This is a genomic window from Fulvivirga sedimenti (genome assembly GCF_020328055.1).
The window spans coordinates 50,831-68,653 of record NZ_JAIXNE010000009.1; the positions used below are offsets into that span (position 1 = coordinate 50,831).

The following is a 17,823-nucleotide window of genomic DNA, read 5'->3' on the forward strand; positions in this document are numbered from 1 at the left end:
TCGATTCTGAATTTTTTCTTCTTCTAATTTAGTATATTGATCTTCAATCAACTAATAAATCAGCCATGCCGAAAATGCACGTTGAGCGAACAATTCGCATTGATGCACCCGTTGAAAAGGTGTACAGAACCGTAAACGATTTTAATCACTGGACCGCATGGTCTCCCTGGCTGATTATGGAGCCGGAAGCTTCTGTTACCATTGCCGATGATGCCAGGTATTATGAATGGGAAGGTGAACGCGTTGGAAGCGGAAATATGAGGATCACAAATGAAAAGCCCTATGCCGTAGTGGATTATGATCTTACGTTTCTGAAACCCTGGAAGTCTACGGCAAAAGTTCGTTTTGAAATGCATGGCCACGGCGATCATTCGCATGTCACGTGGTATATGGATAGCAGCCTTCCTTTCTTTATGTTCTGGATGAAGAAGTCTATGGAGGCATTTGTAGGGATGGATTATGAACGAGGATTGAACCTTCTTAAGGATTATGTAGAGTATGACAAGGTCGGCTCGAAACTTGAATTCAAGGGATTTAATGAATATTCCGGATGTACCTATGTGGGTATCAGGACGGCGTGCACGCGTGAATCATTGAGCAGTAATATGAAAAATGATTTTGAAAGATTGTGGAGCCTGGTGAAGAATAATGAAGGGGTATTGGCAGGCAATGCGTTTTCCATATATCATAAATGGGATATGGTTGGAAATAATATTGATTATACCGCTGCAATACCTGTAAAAGATCTTGACGCAAAACTGCCTGCAGGTACATTTTTAGGTAATATTCCGCCCGCGAAGGTCCATACCATCCGCCATATCGGATCTTATACCCACCTGGGAAATGCCTGGACTGCTCAATACAGTATGAAGCGATCCAAATCGTTCAAATCAGCCCGTAAAATTGATCCGTTTGAAGTGTATGTGAATATGCCCGGGGATGTTCCGGATGATCAGCTGATCACGGATATCAATTTTCCCGTAGTTTAGTTATTCAATCGCCAGGTAATAATGGGTTCAACCCATTCATCGAGTGGTCTGAATAGAAATCCATGGTCCAGTCCGGTATTGATGGCGACTTCAGAAAAGCTTGCCCCAAGGTTATTTTCAAAGAGTGGGGCACATGATCCCCTTGAATCGGAAAGTTCATAAATCGACAAAAATTTACCCTTGAACTTATTTTTAGATTTTAAAAAATAATTGATGCCCGATTCTCCGCACAGGCCAAGGGTAACATAGCGGATCTCCGGATTGTCGAGAAGCAACGAAGCTTCCAGTGCTATGTAAGCCCCCATTGAGGCTCCCAGAATCGTTATTTCTGAGGGCTTTGCACCTTTTTCGATTAATTCCCGGACCTGTCTTTGGACTTTCACAGCATAACTTCCGATTTCAGCATCTTTTGGACGTACCTCGGAAATGACCTGAAACCCCTTATTTGTAAGGGAGTCAAGTATCGTTTGGTAAAGGTATGGCCCGAATTGTTCACTTACCGCTTCCGGTCCCTGCTGCTGAACAATAGCACCATGAAGGTAGATCAGATACCCCCTGCTTTTATCCGATTGGGAGCTTCTTTCTTCTGAATTGCCACAGGCCATAATGCAGAGATTTATTAACGATATAATGAGTACGCGGAATTTCAATTCGATGGATTCAATTCTTTCTCAAAATACTCATTTCCGGTAAAAGTTCCCGGTTATTACGAATACTTAATCATGCATTGCCATGAACTTTATCATTCTATTCCGACCGCGTTCCAACTAATTTTAATGCATTAATTCACAAAGAAACATTAATCATGAAAACGTACTATTTACAATTGATTCTGATGATGTTTTCGACCCTGGCCTTCTCCCAATCTGGTCATATTATGCAGGGAGTTGGGGCCGTTAACATGTCAATGGGCGGGGCAGCTACCGGGCAGCCCCTGGATATTTCGGGAGCAATTCAATGGAACCCGGCTTCCATTTCAGCCTTTGACTCTAAAATAATTAAACTTGATGTTGGACTGTTCTTTTCTTCGCCGAAGTTAAGTTCATCACTTCCGGCCGGTATGCTTGGACCAGGCGCACCGGGTGTAAGCGGTACAACCCAGGATGATCGTGGTGTTTCACCCATGCCTGCATTGGCAATGCTATGGGGAAAAGAAGACAGCCGGCACACATTTGCCGCTTCAGCCTTTGGTATCAGTGGATTTGGAGTAACTTTTCCCGAAGAAAGCAATAACCCTCTGAACCCCGCTTTCAATCCTATGGAGAACTCCAACCCGATCAACTATCCTCAGCAAGCCATGGGCTTTGGCAGGATTGAATCTGATTACGGATTATTCCAAATGGGTTTTACCTGGGCGTATGAAATCACTGAGAAGTTCAGTATAGGTATTCAGCCGACATTCAATTATGCCACGCTTGAATTAATGCCCAACCCTACTGCAAACCCTTCCATGGCAGGATATCCTTCCACTGACAAGGCCTCTTCCATCGGTTATGGCGCGCAATTCGGTTTATTCTTTGATTCCGGTTCAGGGTTAAAACTTGGAGCATCCTACAAAACCGTTCAGTCGTTCAGTGATTTTGAATTCGACAATACCTACCTTGATAATTCAAAGGCAAAGAGCAAGTTTAACATGGATTATCCGTCCATCCTGTCATTTGGTGTGGGTTATACAATGGGTAAATTTGACCTTGCTGCCGATTACAGGCTGGTCAATTATGAAGGCACAGATGGATTCAATGAATCCGGCTGGACACAGACCGCCAGCGTGAAGGGATTCGGATGGGAAAATATCAATATCATATCCGCCGGATTGCAGTTCAGGGGCATATCAATGGTTCCGCTGCGTGTTGGATACACCTATAACTCCAACCCGATCAACAGTGAAATGGCATTCTTCAATGTACCCGCGACTGCGATCATCAAAAATGCGTTCCAGGTTGGTTTCAGCGTGTTGGCAAGTGATTTCATTTCGATTGATGCGACATATCATCACGGATCGAGCGGAAGTGATGCAACAAGTGGCCCGATGTATAGTCCTATGATGATCAATTCAGAAAATCCTCTGGGAGCGATCCCGGGCTCTAATGTATCCTATGAAATGACCACCGACCTGGTTATGGTTGGATTCAGTTACAGGTTCAAGGGTAAATAAACGTTTAGAGTCATGCTGGCTTTATTCGAGGGCGTGATCCGCAAAGGACACGCCCTTCCTGTTACAGCTCTCTTTCCGGCTGATAAATATCTCCCAGTTTTTCTAAATACTTTTTAACCCGTGCTTCAAGATCCTCCTGAATCTTGTCGGTATCCATATGAACCTTCTCGCCGGTATTCAATTTCATGAAGGCTTTATATAATTTATTCGTGCTGTCATATCGCATCGCTGCCCGCGTCGTATAGGTCGTTGTTTCCTTTACCTCGTTGATATAAATTTTCGTGATGTGTTCAAATCTTTCTGGTTTGCCCGCCTTAATGAATGGAATTCTGGTGACGACGGTGTATGTCCTGTCCTTCAGATCGATTTGCAATCGGTAGTGGGAATAAAAAATAAACGCTCCTAAAATACCCAGTAGAGGTGCAAGCCACAGCAGCCAGTCGTAGGTTCCGGCAGTCAGCAACAGGTACAGGCTTAACGCTGTTCCGACAGTGCCCAGTATGAGGAGGAATAACCCCAGAATCCGGATATGAAAGGGTATGAGGTATTCCTGTTTGATATCGATCTGCGTTGCGTTTCCCATGTTTCTGTTTAAAATCTTTATTCAAATAAACCCTTCATTTTTAAAACTTCACCTGAGAAGCATAATGCTCAATGCTTTGCCCGGACAGATTATCAATTTTCCGAACCCGCAGTAAGACGGGCCACGGACATTTTTGTTCAATAATGGATTCGGTAGAGCGTGTTTCCGGACCATTGAAAATAATACCTGCTACATTAGCATTTCGGTTCTTCAGGTATTCAATACTGAGCAGGCTGTGGTTGATACTTCCGAGGTAAATGTTACAAACCAGGATGATCGGCATATTCCACTTTAATGGCAGATCAATAACAAGGTCATCGTCGTTCAGCGGAACCATAAGTCCGCCGGCACCTTCCACAATCAGGTTTCCTGTCGAGGGGAGTTCAAAATCATTCAGTGAAATCGTGATTCCTTCTTCTTTTGCGGCAAGGTGGGGGGAAGCAGGCAATTTTAGATGGTACCGCTCCGGATGGATGGTGAGTGTATTTCCTGTGAGCCTTGCAACCTCTTCGGAATCACGTGGATCACCTGCCTGAATGGGTTTCCAATAATCTGCGTTGAGGTGGCGTGCAAGGATCGCACTGATGAGTGTTTTACCACTATCGGTACCTATGGCTGAAACGAAAAATTGTTTTGAAGTAATCATGCTTCCGAAGTTAAACGGACTTTTCCTCAATCAATAATTCTATTCGAAAAATGCCCTGGGATATACTACGGTTGATGGTGTTTTAGGCATTTTTAAGGCATCAAGGATATAAACCATCCCATTCTCATCCGGAATTTCAAATGGAAAATGAATGTTGTATTTGCTCGTTCGCTCGTATCCAAACCGGGGATAATAATCCTCATGTCCCACCAGGAGAATGCATGCCGCTTCCGTCTTTTTCGCTATCTCATGCGCTTTAAGTATAAGTTCTTTACCGATCCCCATTCGCTGAAATTCCGGAAGCACACTGATCGGTGCCAGTCCGAGTGCCGGAACACGTATACCATCCTCTGCCTCGAGCTCAAGTTTAGTGAGAAGAACATGCCCTGCCGTCCGTCCGTCTGCCTCAGCTACCAACGAAAGTTCCGGAATAAAAGCTTCAGATTTTCTCAGTCGCTTTACGAGTATGTGTTCGGTTTTGTCACTGATCAGCAAATCGGCAAAGGCCGCGCAGATTATTTTTTCCACATCGGTATGATCTGAAAGAGTTTCCTGCCGTATTTCAATTTTCATGGCTGGCAAATAATTTCTGAATCTGTTTTAATGAACATAGTATGTCTGAAAATAACTATTTTTATTAAGTCACTGAACTTAAACAAACCTGTTATGCGAATTCTCCTTTTTCTTTGTTCACTTCTTTTTATTCATCCTGTCTTTGGTCAGACCGTCACGGGTTTCAGCGAGGAGGGCGCTGCCGCTCAGCTGGAACTGGAAAAGAAATTTGACAATCTTCTCAACCCTGAAAATCTGGATGTATGGATGCAGAAGATGGCAGCAAGGCCTCATTATGTGGGTACCGACTATGGCAGACAGAATGCGGAGTGGATGGCTGAACAATTCAGATCCTGGGGGTATGATGCGCGCATTGAGACCTACCAGGTATTATTTCCCTATCCCAAATTACGTTTGCTGGAAATGACCGGGCCACAGAAGTACAAGGCTAAATTGTCGGCTGTAGCGGTGGAGGGAGACGGGTTTACCCGGCAGGGTAAGGAGCTGTTGCCATCGTACAATGCGTTTTCAGCAGACGGGGATGTGGAAGCCGAACTGGTCTTTGTGAATTATGGTGTTCCCGCTGATTATGAAAAGCTTGAAGAACTTGGCATCGATGTAAAAGGGAAGATCGTAATTGCCAAGTATTATGGATCCTGGCGCGGAATCAAACCGAAACTGGCAGCGGAAAAGGGGGCCATCGGATGTATCATCTATTCAGACCCGAAAGATGACGGATATTACCAGGGAGATGTGTATCCCAAAGGGGCGTTTAAGAACAGTACGGGCGTCCAGCGTGGTTCGGTAATGGATATGCCCACCTATCCCGGAGACGTGCTTACGCCAGGATATGCAGCGACGGCGGATGCAGAGCGGCTTGATCGCAAAGACGCGCCAACAATTACTGCCATTCCTGTTTTACCCATTTCATATGAGGATGCAAAGCCGTTGCTGGAGGCACTTCAGGGACCCGTTGCGCCGGAAAACTGGCGTGGCGCGTTGCCTGTTACCTATCATATTGGTCCCGGCCCTGCCCGTGTTCATCTGAAACTCGAATTTGACTGGCAATTGAAACCGGCCCACAATGTAATTGCTGTGATGCCGGGTTCGGAATTACCCGACGAATGGGTCATTCGGGGGAATCACCATGATGCATGGGTTCATGGAGCTTCTGACCCGGTAAGTGGCATGGTAGCTTTAATGGAAGAAGCCAGGGTGGTAGGAGAGCTGGCAAAAGCAGGAAACCGTCCTAAACGCACCATGATCTATTGTGCCTGGGATGCGGAGGAACCCGGACTCATTGGGTCAACCGAATGGGTTGAAGATCATATGTCGGAGCTTCAGGAGAAAACCGTGATCTATGTAAATACCGATGGTAACAGCCGCGGGTTTTTATCAGCCGGAGGGTCTCACACCCTGGAGACAATGGTGAACCAGGTGGCGGAAAGCGTGACGGATCCCCAGACCAACGTTTCGGTTGCCGACAGACGCAAGGCAGCCCTGAAGGTAATGGGAGAAGATGCGGAGTTTAAATTGAGTGCACTTGGGTCCGGTTCAGACTATACACCTTTTCTGCAGCATGCGGGAATCACTTCGCTCAATATCGGATTCGGAGGGGAAGGTTCCGGTGGTGAGTATCACACAATTTACGATACTTATACGCATTATAAAAGATTCAAGGATCCTGACTTTTCATACGGTATCGCGCTGGCAAAAACAACCGGAAGGATTGTTTTGCGGATGGCGAATGCCGATGTCCTCCCGCTTACATTCAAACCATGGTACAGGACGGTATCCACCTATCTTGACGAGATCATGAAACTTACGGATGATATGAGGGAGAAGCGTGAAAAATATAACGAAATGGTAGAGAGCCGGGCATTTGAGCTGGCCGCAGATCCAACAAAGCCTTTTGTGAAACCGGAAATAAAGCCGGTGGTTCCATATATTGATTTTTCTCCTGTGCAAAATGCAATGGCTGCACTAACAGTAACCATTGATTCTCTTGCGGCTGTAGATATGGATGCGATTCCGGCATCTAAACGTACTGCTGTCAATAAGGAACTACAAAAACTGGAACAATCGCTCACCAATAATAAGGGTTTGCCCCGCCGTCCGTGGTATCAGCATATGATCTATGCGCCGGGTTTTTATACCGGCTACGGGGTGAAAACACTGCCCGGGATTCGGGAGGCTGTTGAACAGGAAGAATGGAAGGAAGCCGCTGAACAGATCAGGGTTGTTGCAGAAACACTGGCACAATTCAACGGCTCACTTCAACAGATACTTGAGACAGCAAGGAATTAATCAGAATTCTTACTTCCGGGTCTGTATTTTTCAACGCGTTCGTCATTGATCACACCGTTCCAGTTCATGCCGTAAGCAAAGTCATAGGCATGACCCTCGGTATCGACGTGGACCTCCAGATCAAACGGGACATCTTCGTACTGGGTTTCTACTGTACTCATGTTCGCAGGCATTTGCATAGGCAATAATCCGGATGGTTCCTGTTTTCCCGAGATGATCTCGAAAACGGCCTGATCAGATACAAAGAAATTAACGAGTAATCCATCAACTTCTGCTTCAACTTCTGAAATCACTACGGGATTTGAGGTTTTCAATATCACGATTACCGGCTTGCCATTCATAGCCGCTACTGTTTCCCGAATCATGATCAGGTCTGAATAATTCTGTGCTGTAACCGTTTTGTTTCTGTAGCTGCGGTTGAGGACATCGGTTTCCCTCGAATCGCCTGCGATGCTGCTTTCTCGGGCATCCACTGCGGTGTATTCCCCATATTGGAGACTGATGGGAAGGAACCCGTTACCACCCTTGTTCCGGTCTTCTTCACTATAGCCGCCGGTTCGCCCGTTTTGCGGACCGTGGATGACAATTATTGCCACATCCGCTTCAGCCGGATCCTCTGTGAATCCAACATAATTCTCAAGGATGTTTTGCTTTACCGGCAATTCAATACTTGCCGGGATCACTTCCCCAAAGAAATTACTTGAAGCGGGGACCATCCTTTTCGGCATATAGACCTTCTTTGAAGCATCAAGCGGCATGATATTATCTTTATTTTTTAGCATTACCACCGACTTTTTCTGAGCTTCAAACCCGGCCGCCATGTATTCCGGTTTACCCACTGTCGCTCTGGTCTCTTCTATATCGACATAGGGATTTTCAAAAAGTCCAACCCGGAAAATGTTGCGAAGCAGACGTACGGCTGACTTTTCGAACCGTGCCCGGATAGCCTCTTCTCCAAACTCTTTTTTACCCATCTCATAGGCCTCCAAAACTGGCTCTGCATCATTATTTCCACCAAACTGATCACATCCGGCAAGAATAATTTTGTAGTGGCGCTCTGCGACAGTTAAGTCTTCAACTCCCCAGGGCGTTCTTCCAAATACAGCCATTCCCTCATCATCCCGGGTGACTCCCCAGTCAGTACAAACAACACCGTCATATTGATATTTGTCACGAAGCAGATCTGTTATGAAATATTTGCTGAAGGCATTGCCCACATTTTCGCCTTCCGGGTTTTGATCAAAGGATATGGTATAATAGGGCATAATGGCAGCAGTCATTCCTGTACCTCCATCCAGTTTGAAGGCACCCTCTACGAAGGGGGTCATATGCATTTGCTGATTATTTCCAGGGAATACCGCGAATTTTCCGAAACCATAGTGGGCATCCCTGCCGCCCTCACCGCTTCCACCGCCGGGCCAGTGCTTGGTCATCGCATTCACACTTTTGAATCCCCAGCCATTGCTGATTTCATCACCTCCGAAAGAAGTCTGGAAGCCCTCTATATAGGCTTTGCCCATGTCGGTGGTTAGTTTCGGACTTGGACCAAAAGTTCCGCCGAAGCGATACCATCTCGGGTCGGTGGCAAGGTCTACCTGAGGTGAAAGTGCGGTTGAAATTCCTAATGCCCGGTATTCATCCGAGGCAATCGTTCCGAAGTCCCGAACTAGTTGAGGATCGAATGAAGCCGCCAGTCCGATAGAGCCAGGCCATCGGGAAATATCTCCGCCCGCGCCGAGCGTGTATTCTTCATCGCTGCTTGCTTCATGACGGGGATCTGAACTGTTATTTGCCGGAATTCCCAGTCCGAGGCCTTCCACCAGCGCCTGGGCGTTATTATTCCATTGGGCAGCCACCTCTGCGCTCTCTACGGTTGTGATGAGTACGTGGCGCAGATTATCGTTCGTTAGAAATTCTATTTGCTGATCGGTCAGATCAGAAGGCAATGCCCCACCTTCATCAAAATATTTTCCATTATAGGTACCGCCTCTGCCAAAACCGCCTCCGGGAATGCGTTGATGGCCGCTGTAAAGCATCAGTCCTGCTATTTGTTCGATGCTCATTTTCGAAGCCAAATCTGCTGCCCTTTCATCGACCGACAGGCGCCAGTCTTCATAGGGATCCAGGCTTCCGTTCTTATTCAGATCCTTGAAGGCCTGGCGGCCGGCTGTTAAAATAGTAACTCCCGATTCAGGGGAATATCCAAGCGTCGGACCGTCCTCCTGGGTTACGATCATTATTCCATTCTGTTCTTTCTCAGACCATTTGGGACCACAGGAGAATAGAAATATTGAGGCTGCAAGAAGCAGTGAGGCTAAAAATTTCATTTGTTTTTAATATTGGTGGAAGGCGTCTGAAATAAAGGAAAGTACAACGGGCAATGATTCACGCCAGTAGGTCCAGTTATGCGCTCCGTTGCGTACCCTGTATTCATGGCGGATCTCTTTCTTTTTCATGGCAATATGGACCAGACTGTTGCCTTCATACAGGAAATCATCATCACCGCAATCAATGAACCAGCGTACGGAATTGATCTTATCGGCATCACCATTATTAATCAGTGAAATAGCATTGTGTTTTTCGAAATACGTCTGCATGGTTTCATCATCGTAATCACCATTTATGCGCTGCTTCATTTGCTCCATCGAAAGCGGACCCACGTACGCGCTCAGCGGACATGCAGATGAAAAAAGCTCCGGATGATGCAGGGCATACATGAATGTGCCACCACCTCCCATGGAGAGTCCGGCAACAGCCCGATAACGTTTCTCCCCTTTAATTCTGTATTTGCCTTCTACATAGGGCATCAATTCCTCAAAGAAGAAATCCTCATACCGGAATTTTCCATCGATGCTATTGAAATAACCTCGCTGGCCCGTATTGGCATCGGGCATAACTATGATCATGGCCGTTGCGGATCCTTCGAGAATGGCTTTATCGGCAATACGAAGTACTTCGCCAAACTGCACCCATCCGGTCTGGTCGTCGCCCGCGCCATGAAGGAGATAAAGAACCGGGTAACTTCTTTCTGAAGTTTCATAGTCAGGGGGTAGATAGATGGCAAATTTCCGCTCCATTCCAAGAATCTTGCTGGGGAGCGAGAGGTTGTCAAATACTTTGCCTGTTTGCGCGCCCGCAGAAACAGTACAAATCAGGAGGATGAGAAAGGTTATCAGTCGGTTCATGGTTAAAGTTATTTAGGTTTTATCGGAATCCAGACTTCTTCCTCGGAGTCCGGATGTGCTGGTCCTTTGTAACCAGGAGGCATTATCTCAAATTGTGGTCGCTGATCCAGCATGTATGTTGAAGAGGGAAGCCAGCGGCCGAAGATAAATTGAAGGGTGTTATGAAATGTATTGGCAGGTCCGTGATGTAAAAAGACTGCATACAAGCCCGAAGGAATTATAAGTTCTTCCATCCCTTCCGGGAGGTTTGCGTTGTTAACCGGGGCTGCGGCCCATTTTTCAAATGGTACGGAACCGCTGTTCATACTGAATCCTTCAGGATATATCTGAACGGAAAATAGACCTGAATCCGGAACCCGGTCGATTTCGCTAAGTCGCGGCATGAATGATTGCCAAAGTTCTCCGGTCTTATTTTCCCCAAGCGTCATGTGCGTACGCATTCCCACCAGGTGTGTTTCATTGAAGTGGGCTATCCGTGGTTCATTCATGCTTTGATGAGGTGAGTAGTCGGTAATAGCTTAAAGTTACATTTTCCTCAGAAAGATAAAACACCCGTATTATTAGTGGTATAATCGCCGTTTATCGGGGTGGGATTGGCTGTTAAATGGCCGTAAATGATTCTGCGAACTGGTAAATTTCCTGCTGCATTGAGTTCCCTGTTAAGCCTGCGCGTCTGCCGAAGTATTATTAATAATTGCTAAGGCGTTCTGATTGCGTCCTTAAGAAACCGGTCCAGAATTTTCAGTTGCTCTTTGCCCAGTCGCTGCCCGTAGTAGGCCACCAGGTACAGGGTAAGAAATAGTGCTCCAAGAACGGGAACCCACCACATGAATGCGACAGGCTTTCCAAGTGACCAGTATGACAATCCAAATACGGATATGACCAATGCTGCAAATCCGATAATAGAATAGAAAAGGACAAACATGGTCCATACCTGTGGACGCGGACCGTATAGACCTCTCAGCAGTGTGCCGTCATTATTTTCTTCAAAAGAAATGCCCAATTGCGGTGACCAGTAATGCTGTTGATCAATGGGCAAATAAAATGTTGCATGCCCCGTTATCACCCGTCCTTTAACCGGCGCATTCTCTTTTTCCAGGGATCTTTTCAGGCGAGTTTCAAGTTCTGAAACAGGCATATCGAGTTCGATTCGAAACCTCGGACGAACATGAAATGATTCTTCTTCAGGAACGGTGGCATTCAACGTAGTCATGAACCTCAAAATAGAACAAATTCCATCACTGAAAAATGAGAATCGTCATATCTCATAAATTCCAGGGGAAGTGCAATCAGTTCTTCCGTGTGCCCTTCACTTCCTGCCCGTTCTGGTACAGGATCATTGAATCGAATGTGCCATCGGGACCCTCAATAAATTCAACCTCTGCCGGAACCACCTTGAGGAAGAAGCGGGTTTCTGATTTTGGGAAAAGCTGAAATTTACCCTGACCCGTCGCCTGAGTCATCAGTTTGCCATCTTCCACGGTCATGACGATATCAAAATTTGGAGCAAGGTTATATGTGCCCGCATACTGTTTCAGTATTTCTTCACTCACCGGTACCTCTTCGTTCCTGGGTAATTCCTTATCGGTCTTCTTGCCGGAAACGCGGGTGTCCCGATTTATGAAGGTGGCCGAATTGCCGTCCTCACTGAATTCAATTTGCGAGAATGTGCCTTCATAGAAAAATTTATTTTTCTCAAAAGGGAAGACCTTAAACTTGTTGCTGTTTTCACGCTGACTGTACAATTGACCCTCTTCAAGGGTGAACTCGCGCAACGCGCCGTCTTCAAATTCATAAACACCGAGGTATTTTTCCAGGTCTGCCGGTTTAACCTTTACTACGTCATCCATATCGGGATAAGGTTTGCCAATGGCGATCGCAGCGAGTTTTGTCGAAAGCGATCCCGGATCCTTGCAATTACAATTGGTTAAGATAGCAACGTAAACGTCTTCATCCGGGAGGTAGATACCATTACTTATGTATCCAAAGATTCCGCCTGAGTGCTCGATAGTCGGACTGCCATTTATATCGCTGAAGGACCAGCCGTAGCCATAATTGATCGGGTCTCCATTGTTCAGTTTATAATTTGTGAATGCCAGCTGAAGCGTTTCCTTCTTCACCAGTTTTCCCGCGTTTACTGCCCTGTTCCATTTGTAGAGATCACCGACCGTCGACATGAGCGAACCTGCGGCATATGGCTGGGTAAGGCTCAGGTATTCGGCGTTAATATATCCCTCTTCGTTGGTTTGGTATCCGTATGCCCGGTTTTCAATAATTTTCGACATGCTACCATAGTAGGAGCTGGTCATTCCAAGGGGTTCGAAAATTCTTTTTTCCACAAACTCCTCATAGGTAATGCCGGAGGCTTTTTCAATGATATATCCCAGGATGAAGTATGCCGAATTATTATAGCTCCATTGTTCACCGGGAGCGAAATCCATCGGCTGATTTTTGAAAAAGTCGATCAGTTCCAGCGGAGTGAAGTCGGTACGCCATTCAGGTTGCCATGCCTCCATCGAAGTGTAGCTTTTAATTCCGGAAGTATGGGTTAAAAGGTGATGGATGCTGATGTGGTGTCCGTGGGTTGGATAGTCTTCAATGAATTTGGTGATATCATCATCAAGGCTGAGCTTTCCTTCTTCCATCAGCATTAGGATTGAGACTGCGGTAAACTGCTTTGTAATGGATCCGATTTCCATGACCATTTCCGGCCTCATGGGCACGTCCAATTCCAGGTTTGCCATTCCAAATCCTTTCTGATACAGGATATTGTCTCCTTTGGCGATAAGAATTGTTGCACCGGGTTCACCGGCCGGATACATAGTCGTGATAAGGGCATCCGCCTCTTTGTCAAGTTTCTGCGCTGGAGCTGAGGAGGCGCAAATGATAAGAAGTGCAAATACTGTTGCGATCAGTCTCATAGGGTTTTGGTTGGTTGTGTTATATAAATTACAAATTCCGGTCGGTTCCGACAATGACCCGCTGATGACCGGCGTGTTTTTATGTTAAGATGTCATTAATGATCACTGGCATCAATCTTAAGAATGGTACGAAGCAGAACACTTGCGCCATTGGCCATATCCTGTGGGGCAGTGTATTCCTGTGGTGAATGACTGATTCCATCCTTGCTGGGTACGAAAACCATGGCCATCCGGGTAATCTTTGCCAGGTCCTGTGCATCGTGTCCTGCGAAGCTTGGCATTTCCTGATGTGAAAATCCCAATTCAGTGGCAGATGCGCTGATTAATTTCATGATTCCCGGATCTGATAAGGCGGGATAGATGTCCAGGTTTTGGGATCTGAATTCTACGGACACCGAGTTCTCTGAAGCAAGTTTTTTAGTTTCTTCCACAATTTGGGCATGAAGCTTTAGCATCTTATCGCGCGACAACTCCCGCATTTCAAGGGTTGCAGTTACTTTACCAGGTATCACATTGGGCGCGCCCGGTTCCGCATTGATGATACCTACCGTACCTACCTGGGTTCCGGGAATGCTGGTTACGATTCGGTTTACCGCCAGCACAAATTTCGAGGCGGCGATCAGCGCATCCTGACGCATATTCATGGGAGTGGTGCCGGCATGGTTTGCCTTTCCGGTAAATGTCACCTGCCATTGTTCAATACCTACAATTCCCTGAACGATCCCTATGTCAATATTTTTCTGATCAAGGACACCGCCCTGCTCAATATGCAATTCAAGGTAAACGAGCAATTCGTCTTTAGACCGTTCCGCAGTATGAATATTATCCGCATCACCTCCAATATCATTGATGCCCTGACGGACCGTTTTTCCACTTGTTGTCACGCGATCCAGATCATCCTGCCCGAGACCGCCCGACATGGCCTGCGAACCGGTCAGCCCGCCTTCTTCTTCAGAAAACACAACTACTTCCAGAGGATGCTCTGTAATGATATTATTAGCATTGAGGAGTTCAATACACTCGAGGGCGCCGATCACCCCAACATCACCATCGTAATTTCCACCCTCCGGAACCGAATCGATATGGGAGCCAAAAAGAATTACGGGCAAATCGTTGTTGCGTCCTTTGCGCCGGCCGATAATATTGCCTCCGGCATCGATACGAACTTCAAGTCCGGCGGCTTTCATCAGCTCCATAATATAGGCCCGTCCTTCAATGTCGGCCTGACTGAACCCCAGACGGCTTACACCTCCCTGCGGATTTGCGCCAAATTTTGATAGTGCCTCAATGCGTGATTGCATCCGGTCGGGATTAGCCCTGAGGTCGGGTGTCTGAGCATGTGTAATGGCTATAATTCCCGTTATCAAAAGGAGAGTCAGGAGAAAGGATATTTGTTTCATGCAATGGAAGTGGTTGAGGCTCTGAACATAGCATTTTTTATTATTCGGAACAAGAGGAGGAATTCAGCTTATAAAAAAGCCGTATATTTAAAATCGTACTAAAACATGACATAATGGATCACTTAACCCAGATTGCCCGACGTAATTTCCTTAAATCCGCTGCGGCGCTGGGCGCCGGCGCCATCCTTCCCATGACTTCTGCCGTAGCTTCTTCACCTGTATCTGCGGCTGCCGATGATTTGATGGTAATTGGTCCGCGGGAAGGCTATTCACCTCAAATCGGGACGCTGGTTTCAATGCTTGGCTATATGCGGTCTGCAGTCCTCAACTTCTCGAATGGATTGACGCAGGAACAGCTGGATTATCTTTTTGATGACGATGCGAATTCGATCGGCGCGATGCTGCTGCATCTGGCGGCCACGGAAAAATTCTATCAGATCAACACTTTTGAGGGCAGGGAAGGGTTCAATAACACCGAGAAAAAAATGTGGGAAGCACCGATGTCGCTGGGTGATCTCGGGCGGAAAAATATCAAGGGGCATGATATGGATTACTATGTTTCGATATTAACCGAGGTGCGCGCCGAAACCCTTGAGGTATTAAAGACGAAGGATGATGACTGGTTGATGGCGGTGGACCCGCAATGGTCGACGGCAGAGCGCAGCATCAATACCTACTGGAAGTGGTTTCATGTTTGCGAGCATGAATCCAATCATGGCGGACAGATCAAATTTCTGAGAAGCAGGATTAAATAATCAGGCGTTAAGCCTCCCCTAATTATTTAAATTCGTAAATCACGTTGTTTTTAATAGTCTTTTTTACGATCAGTAATATTATTACCGCTAAAATTCCGCCAATTACAGACCCGTAAATATCCTTCCAGTCGAAAACACCTCGCGGTAAATAGGGCTGGACGATTTCATAAAGAATGTAGCCAAGGACAAGAAAAAGAACGACGCGGATCGACTTCTTTTCCGGAGAGTTCAATATTGCCATGGTAAAAAATATTTGAACGATAATCCCTCCGGAATTACCAATACTGTCGGCAATACCAAAATCATCAATCTCATTTCTGTAAATGAATGGCCGGTATACCTTTCTTCCAATTTCTGTCAAAAAGAAAAACAATACAGAAATCAGGAAGTAAACGATCCGCTTGCTGTCGATCGTTTTGAATGACTGTTTATCCGTGAAGAAATTATTTTCTTTTTTGCGAACCACAAGGTTTCTTTATTACGAATTAAGCTCCATCCATTTGTAACTTCTCCACTACGAGAATGAAATCAATTTTTGCAGTTGCACCCATAAATTGGAAGGTAGGACGAACGTTTGGAATTATTGAAATGACTTCACCATCCATCATATTTAAATACGTCTCCAGTCTTTCCTGCATATTTTCGCTCTTCACGTCTATTCGATGCACTTTGTATTTCATTTTTTTCATTCCACAGACTTTTTGATGAACTGATATTCCAGGTTGTTCACGCCTTCAGGGATGCATTTTTTTATTTTTATCAGGTGAATCAACAGCGTTGACTGCCTCATCTAATATACTATTTTGTGCTTTCAATCTGAAATTCATTTGTATCATAAATCTGCCGCGGTGAGATATGAATTTCACCGCGGCATTTCATTCAGTGCTTATGAAAACTGTTCGGATTTCAGAATTCCGGAAGGTTCATTTCGACAAGTGATGCTTCGGCAGCTGAAATCCGTGTTCTTTGGCGGCTTAAATTTTCTGGCATTATTTCATCATTGGAGATGAGTGAATTCAGATTCAACATGTTATCTGCGGCAACTTCCTGGAAACTTCGGCCTGAGCGAATCTCCTGAAGCATATTTGATCGAACAGCTACCAACAGATCGACAAGCCTGCTTCCGAAGGAGGCCTGAATCCAAGCCCTTCTTGTATCTTTGGTCATATTCTCGAGCAAGATGTTTCGCTGTTCTTCATTAAAATCACGCGCAAATTCATGCCGGTGAAATCTTCTGAGAAATCTCTGATATCTCATTCTGATCTCAACGATAAATGCGGCAAGCAGATCCGATTGCCTGAGATAGGCCGGGTTCACCTCTCTTCGAAAGCTACCGCCGACTGCTGTATTGCCTCGTACTTGCTGTACCTGGTTTCTGATTGAGGAAGGGAAATAACGCTTATAATCATAGACCCAGTCAAGGCCCGATCTTCCTTCGGTATGAGCATCACGTCCTGCTGTCACAATCCGTGATGTTGAATCGGAAATAACCGTCGATACACCGGATTCCCTGATTGCAACGGCAAGTGTAAATGGCAGATCAATCTGATTTCGGTTTAAATGAGACCTTTCTTCATTATCTTCTGTAAAGAGGCGGATGGTTTGAAGGATGTGATCGCGAACTCCTCCTTCAGATATCCTCGAGAGTAACTGATTGATACGTTCAACTTCGATATTTCGGCGTATTCTTCCGCGGGCCGTGGTCACCAGGAATCCATCTGCCGGAATGTGCACTCTTCTCCGTACTTCCTGTAGCTGGCTTTCTGTGATTGATCCATATCCTGTAGCCTGGTTTTCTGATGAAGAATCTCTCTCTGTAGAATCTTCGCTGTCAAAGATTTCATCCCGCGATGAGGTGTCTCCATAGACTTCCTCTTCGGTAAATGTCATGTCGGCTTCGGGTTGTTTTCCGGAACTTTGGTTATTCGAATTGTTACCCTGTGGGGCATGATCATCACCTGATTTAGAATTCCCTGTTGATTCTCTCTCTGTTGGCTCCGATCTGTCATATTTATCATAATCCTCGGATATAGTTCCCGTATTATATGACTCTTTGAATGAATCATTACCGGATGTATTCCTTCCATGTGAGTCCTGTTTTTCAGTAGTGACCGTTGAGTTCCCGCCCGATTTTCCGGGAGCGGAATATTGATCACCGGAAGGTTCCTTGCTTCTGTAATCACTGTCATTGGTGTTACCCGAAGTGGATGTATTTCCTTTGGAGACAGAGGTTGATCCTCCCTTGGAATCTCCGTTAGAATAAGGAGAAAAAGGGTTAAAGGATTTGGTGGATGTAGGGTTCTTCTTTGACATCTTTTTAAGATTTAGAA

The 17,823-nt window shown here is 45.8% G+C and carries 17 protein-coding genes; 4 read left to right on the forward strand and 13 right to left on the reverse strand.

The window, feature by feature from the left end; genetic code table 11:
- Positions 1 to 65 precede the first annotated feature (65 nt).
- Positions 66 to 989 (forward strand): SRPBCC family protein, encoded by a 924-nt coding sequence (locus LDX50_RS29795; RefSeq protein WP_225699962.1) that lies wholly within the window; start codon positions 66 to 68, stop codon positions 987 to 989.
- Here the strand turns inward: LDX50_RS29795 and LDX50_RS29800 are convergent.
- The gene (locus LDX50_RS29800; protein WP_225699963.1) at positions 986 to 1,594 is read right to left on the reverse strand and encodes an alpha/beta hydrolase; all 609 of its coding nucleotides are present in this window, start codon (positions 1,592 to 1,594) and stop codon (positions 986 to 988) included. The genes LDX50_RS29795 and LDX50_RS29800 overlap by 4 nt on opposite strands.
- A gap of 200 nt (positions 1,595 to 1,794) precedes the next feature.
- On the opposite strand from LDX50_RS29800, the gene LDX50_RS29805 reads away from it, so the two are divergent.
- Entirely contained in the window at positions 1,795 to 3,144 is a 1,350-nt protein-coding gene (locus LDX50_RS29805) for an OmpP1/FadL family transporter (protein ID WP_225699964.1), read from the forward strand.
- A 61-nt stretch (positions 3,145 to 3,205) separates the two neighbouring features.
- Here LDX50_RS29805 and LDX50_RS29810 read toward each other — a convergent pair whose 3' ends face one another.
- From LDX50_RS29810 to LDX50_RS29820, 3 genes are read right to left on the reverse strand one after another with little or no spacing between them, the layout of a single operon-like run.
- Positions 3,206 to 3,727, reverse strand: coding sequence for a hypothetical protein (locus tag LDX50_RS29810; protein WP_225699965.1), 522 nt, complete (start codon positions 3,725 to 3,727; stop codon positions 3,206 to 3,208).
- A 40-nt stretch (positions 3,728 to 3,767) separates the two neighbouring features.
- A complete protein-coding gene (gene bioD / locus LDX50_RS29815) occupies positions 3,768 to 4,373 on the reverse strand; it encodes a dethiobiotin synthase (protein WP_225699966.1) in 606 nt (201 codons plus the stop codon).
- Between the two features lie 39 nt (positions 4,374 to 4,412).
- The gene (locus LDX50_RS29820) at positions 4,413 to 4,946 is read right to left on the reverse strand and encodes a GNAT family N-acetyltransferase (RefSeq protein WP_225699967.1); all 534 of its coding nucleotides are present in this window, start codon (positions 4,944 to 4,946) and stop codon (positions 4,413 to 4,415) included.
- A 93-nt stretch (positions 4,947 to 5,039) separates the two neighbouring features.
- Between LDX50_RS29820 and LDX50_RS29825 the strand changes: the two genes are divergently transcribed.
- Positions 5,040 to 7,232, forward strand: coding sequence for a transferrin receptor-like dimerization domain-containing protein (locus tag LDX50_RS29825; protein ID WP_225699968.1), 2,193 nt, complete (start codon positions 5,040 to 5,042; stop codon positions 7,230 to 7,232).
- Here LDX50_RS29825 and LDX50_RS29830 read toward each other — a convergent pair.
- The 6 genes from LDX50_RS29830 to LDX50_RS29855 form a co-directional block, all read right to left on the reverse strand.
- The gene (locus LDX50_RS29830) at positions 7,229 to 9,559 is read right to left on the reverse strand and encodes a glycoside hydrolase family 3 protein (protein ID WP_225699969.1); all 2,331 of its coding nucleotides are present in this window, start codon (positions 9,557 to 9,559) and stop codon (positions 7,229 to 7,231) included. The genes LDX50_RS29825 and LDX50_RS29830 overlap by 4 nt on opposite strands.
- Positions 9,560 to 9,565: 6 nt before the next feature.
- The gene (locus tag LDX50_RS29835) at positions 9,566 to 10,417 is read right to left on the reverse strand and encodes an alpha/beta hydrolase (RefSeq protein ID WP_225699970.1); all 852 of its coding nucleotides are present in this window, start codon (positions 10,415 to 10,417) and stop codon (positions 9,566 to 9,568) included.
- An 8-nt stretch (positions 10,418 to 10,425) separates the two neighbouring features.
- The gene (locus LDX50_RS29840) at positions 10,426 to 10,905 is read right to left on the reverse strand and encodes a GyrI-like domain-containing protein (protein WP_225699971.1); all 480 of its coding nucleotides are present in this window, start codon (positions 10,903 to 10,905) and stop codon (positions 10,426 to 10,428) included.
- Positions 10,906 to 11,114: 209 nt separating this feature from the next.
- Positions 11,115 to 11,630: a hypothetical protein gene (locus tag LDX50_RS29845; protein WP_225699972.1), complete on the reverse strand. Its 516-nt coding sequence runs from the start codon at positions 11,628 to 11,630 to the stop codon at positions 11,115 to 11,117.
- Positions 11,631 to 11,706: 76 nt separating this feature from the next.
- Positions 11,707 to 13,338, reverse strand: coding sequence for a serine hydrolase (locus LDX50_RS29850; protein WP_225699973.1), 1,632 nt, complete (start codon positions 13,336 to 13,338; stop codon positions 11,707 to 11,709).
- Positions 13,339 to 13,433: 95 nt separating this feature from the next.
- Positions 13,434 to 14,738, reverse strand: a complete 1,305-nt coding sequence (locus tag LDX50_RS29855) for a Zn-dependent hydrolase (RefSeq protein ID WP_225699974.1) — start codon at positions 14,736 to 14,738, stop codon at positions 13,434 to 13,436.
- Positions 14,739 to 14,851: 113 nt separating this feature from the next.
- Between LDX50_RS29855 and LDX50_RS29860 the strand changes: the two genes are divergently transcribed.
- Positions 14,852 to 15,493 (forward strand): DinB family protein, encoded by a 642-nt coding sequence (locus tag LDX50_RS29860; protein ID WP_225699975.1) that lies wholly within the window; start codon positions 14,852 to 14,854, stop codon positions 15,491 to 15,493.
- Positions 15,494 to 15,515: 22 nt separating this feature from the next.
- Here LDX50_RS29860 and LDX50_RS29865 read toward each other — a convergent pair whose 3' ends face one another.
- From LDX50_RS29865 to LDX50_RS29875, 3 genes are all read right to left on the reverse strand, one after another.
- Positions 15,516 to 15,959: a hypothetical protein gene (locus tag LDX50_RS29865; protein WP_225699976.1), complete on the reverse strand. Its 444-nt coding sequence runs from the start codon at positions 15,957 to 15,959 to the stop codon at positions 15,516 to 15,518.
- A 19-nt stretch (positions 15,960 to 15,978) separates the two neighbouring features.
- On the reverse strand, positions 15,979 to 16,161 hold the full coding sequence (locus tag LDX50_RS29870) for a hypothetical protein (protein WP_225699977.1): 183 nt from the start codon (positions 16,159 to 16,161) through the stop codon (positions 15,979 to 15,981).
- A 238-nt stretch (positions 16,162 to 16,399) separates the two neighbouring features.
- Positions 16,400 to 17,806, reverse strand: coding sequence for a hypothetical protein (locus tag LDX50_RS29875; RefSeq protein ID WP_225699978.1), 1,407 nt, complete (start codon positions 17,804 to 17,806; stop codon positions 16,400 to 16,402).
- Positions 17,807 to 17,823: the final 17 nt, after the last annotated feature.

Coding starts and splice junctions, on each gene's coding strand:
- LDX50_RS29795 (WP_225699962.1), top strand. CDS start 66: ATGCCGAAAATGCACGTTGAGCGAACAATTCGCATTGATGCACCCGTT.
- LDX50_RS29800 (WP_225699963.1), bottom strand. CDS start 1,594: ATGGCCTGTGGCAATTCAGAAGAAAGAAGCTCCCAATCGGATAAAAGC.
- LDX50_RS29805 (WP_225699964.1), top strand. CDS start 1,795: ATGAAAACGTACTATTTACAATTGATTCTGATGATGTTTTCGACCCTG.
- LDX50_RS29810 (WP_225699965.1), bottom strand. CDS start 3,727: ATGGGAAACGCAACGCAGATCGATATCAAACAGGAATACCTCATACCC.
- bioD (WP_225699966.1), bottom strand. CDS start 4,373: ATGATTACTTCAAAACAATTTTTCGTTTCAGCCATAGGTACCGATAGT.
- LDX50_RS29820 (WP_225699967.1), bottom strand. CDS start 4,946: ATGAAAATTGAAATACGGCAGGAAACTCTTTCAGATCATACCGATGTG.
- LDX50_RS29825 (WP_225699968.1), top strand. CDS start 5,040: ATGCGAATTCTCCTTTTTCTTTGTTCACTTCTTTTTATTCATCCTGTC.
- LDX50_RS29830 (WP_225699969.1), bottom strand. CDS start 9,559: ATGAAATTTTTAGCCTCACTGCTTCTTGCAGCCTCAATATTTCTATTC.
- LDX50_RS29835 (WP_225699970.1), bottom strand. CDS start 10,417: ATGAACCGACTGATAACCTTTCTCATCCTCCTGATTTGTACTGTTTCT.
- LDX50_RS29840 (WP_225699971.1), bottom strand. CDS start 10,905: ATGAATGAACCACGGATAGCCCACTTCAATGAAACACACCTGGTGGGA.
- LDX50_RS29845 (WP_225699972.1), bottom strand. CDS start 11,630: ATGACTACGTTGAATGCCACCGTTCCTGAAGAAGAATCATTTCATGTT.
- LDX50_RS29850 (WP_225699973.1), bottom strand. CDS start 13,338: ATGAGACTGATCGCAACAGTATTTGCACTTCTTATCATTTGCGCCTCC.
- LDX50_RS29855 (WP_225699974.1), bottom strand. CDS start 14,738: ATGAAACAAATATCCTTTCTCCTGACTCTCCTTTTGATAACGGGAATT.
- LDX50_RS29860 (WP_225699975.1), top strand. CDS start 14,852: ATGGATCACTTAACCCAGATTGCCCGACGTAATTTCCTTAAATCCGCT.
- LDX50_RS29875 (WP_225699978.1), bottom strand. CDS start 17,806: ATGTCAAAGAAGAACCCTACATCCACCAAATCCTTTAACCCTTTTTCT.